The 3,607-nt window shown below is 29.4% G+C and carries 4 protein-coding genes; all 4 read left to right on the top strand.

Annotated elements, in window-relative coordinates:
• Positions 1 to 149 precede the first annotated feature (149 nt).
• Positions 150 to 977 (top strand): hypothetical protein, encoded by an 828-nt coding sequence (locus tag ACH5TW_RS00170; protein WP_439334451.1) that lies wholly within the window; start codon positions 150 to 152, stop codon positions 975 to 977.
• Between the two features lie 145 nt (positions 978 to 1,122).
• Positions 1,123 to 1,980, top strand: coding sequence for a hypothetical protein (locus ACH5TW_RS00165; RefSeq protein WP_439334450.1), 858 nt, complete (start codon positions 1,123 to 1,125; stop codon positions 1,978 to 1,980).
• Positions 1,981 to 2,141: 161 nt separating this feature from the next.
• Positions 2,142 to 2,630 carry a hypothetical protein gene (locus ACH5TW_RS00160; RefSeq protein ID WP_439334449.1) on the top strand — a complete coding sequence of 163 codons (489 nt, stop codon included), beginning with the start codon at positions 2,142 to 2,144 and terminating at the stop codon, positions 2,628 to 2,630.
• Between the two features lie 218 nt (positions 2,631 to 2,848).
• On the top strand, positions 2,849 to 3,325 hold the full coding sequence (locus ACH5TW_RS00155) for a hypothetical protein (protein ID WP_439334448.1): 477 nt from the start codon (positions 2,849 to 2,851) through the stop codon (positions 3,323 to 3,325).
• Positions 3,326 to 3,607: the final 282 nt, after the last annotated feature.

The raw sequence follows: 3,607 nt of genomic DNA, 5'->3' as shown, positions 1-3,607 counted from the left end.
TCTACTGTGGGCAACAAAGTATAAGGAATAATGCTTAAATTTATTCCTAAATCTAAAGGTTAGTGCTTTTTTAGTCACTCTGATTTTCCTGCGGAAAATCCTCGGACACAAAACCGCACTATCCTTATACACAACCGTTGTGTACAATTATGAAGAACATCCTTCTAATCATTATAATTTCCGTTTATACTTCGAGTTTTTCGCAAGTAAAAATTGACACATCTGAAGTAAAGTCAATAAGGTACGAATGGAATATTAACCCAAAAACAAAGGACACCACTCTTTGGACAAAACTGACTGAATATAAAAGTGGATTTTTCTATGAAAAATTAGAATTCTTAAAGGACAGCTCAAAATTTGGGCATTTTTTCCTTTCTAAAGGGAAGTTTTCGGAAATAAGAAATAAGCGGAGTTCAAAAAATTATGACGCTGGAATGGGAAATGGAATTTTAAAAACCTATTATGACAATTATCAAAATCCTGACAGTATCGTTTTATTAAAATATGAGCCTAAACTTAAAAGAATTACCACAATAATAGAAAAGAAATACAAAAGGAAAGGTAAACTGGACTTTATATCAGATTTAGACGGAAAGAACTATTACAAATACAATCTGTTTGGAAAACTAAAGCAAATTGAACATTATAGAGATTCTGTTTTGTTTCGAATAGACGATTACAAAAACGGGGTTTTGATTTCTGAAACATTTCCGACCAGAAAAAAATACCGAAAAAAGTTTACTTACGAATACGATAAGATAGGACGATTAATTAAAAGAGATGATAGCGATTATGAATTCTATCGTTATGAACACGACGAATTTGGGATTAGTAAAATAGAGAAAGTTTACAAAAAAAAGAATGCTGTAATGGAATACACTATTTTCTACTATAACGAAAAAGGAATATTAAAAAGAAAAAAGGAATTCGCTCGGAATGAAAAATTGAGAAACGAATTCTATTATGAATATAAATAACTGTACACAACAAAGTATAAGAAATAATGCTTAAATTTATTCCTAAATCAAAAAGATAGCGCGTATTTGGTCTCTCTGATTTTCCTGCGGAAAATCCTCGGACACAAAATCGCACTATTCTTATACACAACCGTTGTAGCACATTATGGAACACACCGAAATTAGAGGAATTAAAATAACAGAAACAACCTATGTTAATCCATTATTCGCTACGGAGAAAAAGAATTTATACCTCAATTCGAAAAGACTAAAAAGAAGTTTTCGTTATCTGAAAAAATATAACATTAAATCAATTGTTATTTCCGAACAGTTTTTTGAATATGATAATCTTGAAATCCTAAAAAAGTTTGATTGTGATAGAATTACAGAAGTGTCAATTAAAAAGGAATTTGACAATCTAAATACCTTAAATATTTTTAAGAATCTTCAAGTCTTAACAATTGGAGAGGAATGCAAGAATTCGGAATTAGACTTCTCTGAAGTTAGTAAAAAATTAAAGTTAATTTCTGTTAATTGGAGTTCAAAGTTCAAAAACTTTAATGAATTGTCTGAACTTATTTCTTGTAAAATATGGTATTTAAAAAAAGATGATTTAACTATCTTATCAGACTTTAAAAAATTAATCAGATTAGAATTAGTCAATGGAACAGTAAAATCCTTAATCGGAATAGAAAACTTATCCAATTTAAAAGAGATACACTTGTACTATCTAAAATATCTCAAAAATTTTAATGGAATATCCAAAAACCATAAAAATCTTGAAGTGTTTTTTACATATAGTATTCCTAATATCGAACAAATATCGAGTATCGGAAATGCCGAAAACTTAAAAGTTCTTCAAATTAGTAAAACAAATAAGGAATACGACACTTTCAAATTTTTGGACAAACTTAAAAAATTGGAAAGAGTCAAAATGATTTGTGAAAAAGTTTCAGACAAAGATTTGGAACCTCTGAATAGAATGAGAGATAGAACAACTGACCAACTGAATAACATAAAATAACGTGCTACAACAACGTGTATAATTAATTGCTTGGTTCTGGTCTACTCGGAATTTCCTATCGGAAATTCCTCTGGCTCGTGAATGTTTGCTAAATTAGTTGCTGAAACACGCAACTAACCATACACAAGACCGTTGTACGCAAGCTGAAAAACTCACTCAAATTGATAAAAAAAGTATTTATCGGAATAGTTGGATTTATTCTTGGAATGAGTATCGGATTCTATTTTGAGTCATTTTTCCGAGGAATAATTCAAGATATATTCAAGTTTTCGACTTCCGACAAAATTCAGTTTGTGGGAAAAAATATTTCCATCTTTTCGGACAGAACATTCGAATATATACTCGGATTTGCTTTAATGACTTTTTTATTGGCAAACATCGGACTTAAAACAAAGCGGATTTTGAAAAATGCTATACTTTGCCTACTGATTTTTGGAATCTCTATTTTCCTAATTTCAGCAATTAATGCAAATTTAAAAGTAGTACAATGTACGGCTTGTGACAACGGAATTGTCAAAATTCATTGGAACAATATAAATTTCGGACTTACAATTGGATTAAGTGCAATCTTTTCAATAGTTCCAAGTATTATAATATTGAAAGATAAAATAAAAGCCAGCGTACAACAAAGTATAAGAAATAATGCTTAATTTTATTTCTAAATCAAAAAGATAGCGCGTATTTGGTCTCTCTGATTTTCCTGCGGAAAATCCTCGGACACAAAACCGCACTATCCTTATACACAACCGTTGTGCGCAAAACTATCAGAACCATTTAGTAATATGAATTAATGTTTAAAGAAACTAAAGCCAAATTATTTTAATTACGTATGAAACAATTCAAAATAATCTTAATCGGAATACTTTTAATGTTTACATCCTCTTGTAAGACAATAAAAAAAACTGATTGTTTAAATATTGATAGTTTAATTAAAAGCACAATTACTTCTATAAATAATAGAAATACTGAAAATTACATAGACAATATTGACTTTGACAAAATAGAGAGAATCTGGGTAGAATCTGGAGGAAAAGATCCTTCAAAACTAGAAATACTTGAATACATAAAAAACAGAAGTAATTTAATTGAAATGTTTTCAACGAGTTACAATATAATGATTCAGACAATTGAAAAAATACATAAATTAAAAGATTGGAAATTTGACCTAGAATCTTATGAGCAGATTGACAAAGAAAAAGATGACAATCTTAGCACTCTTAAATATAATTTGAAACTAAAGGATAATTTAGGAAATAAGTGGAATATGATTATTTACATTGTTGAGCATAAAGATTGCTATTATAGCATAGAACCTTTTGATGCAAATAAGTTCACTAAAGGTTGATTAACAACGTTCAGCGCACAACAAAGTATAAAAATAATGCTTAAATTTATTCCTAAATCAAAAGGTTAGTGCTCTTTTGGTCTCTCTGATTTTCCTGCGGAAAATCCTCGGACACAAAACCGCACTATTCTTATACACAACCGTTGTGTGCAATTTGAAAACCTGCCAGTTTGTAACATTTTTGAAGAAGAACCGTCAGATAGCCAATCAATCAAATATAAAAAAAATGAAATCAAATCAAAAAACAGGCAGAATTGCAGGAGTGTTATTATTATTCGTTTT

It is taken from the genome of Thalassobellus sediminis, assembly GCF_044386045.1.
Lineage (GTDB): Bacteria > Bacteroidota > Bacteroidia > Flavobacteriales > Flavobacteriaceae > Thalassobellus > Thalassobellus sediminis.
This window is presented reverse-complemented; position numbering and strand designations above follow the sequence as displayed.

Coding starts and splice junctions, on each gene's coding strand:
- ACH5TW_RS00170 (WP_439334451.1), top strand. CDS start 150: ATGAAGAACATCCTTCTAATCATTATAATTTCCGTTTATACTTCGAGT.
- ACH5TW_RS00155 (WP_439334448.1), top strand. CDS start 2,849: ATGTTTACATCCTCTTGTAAGACAATAAAAAAAACTGATTGTTTAAAT.
- ACH5TW_RS00165 (WP_439334450.1), top strand. CDS start 1,123: ATGGAACACACCGAAATTAGAGGAATTAAAATAACAGAAACAACCTAT.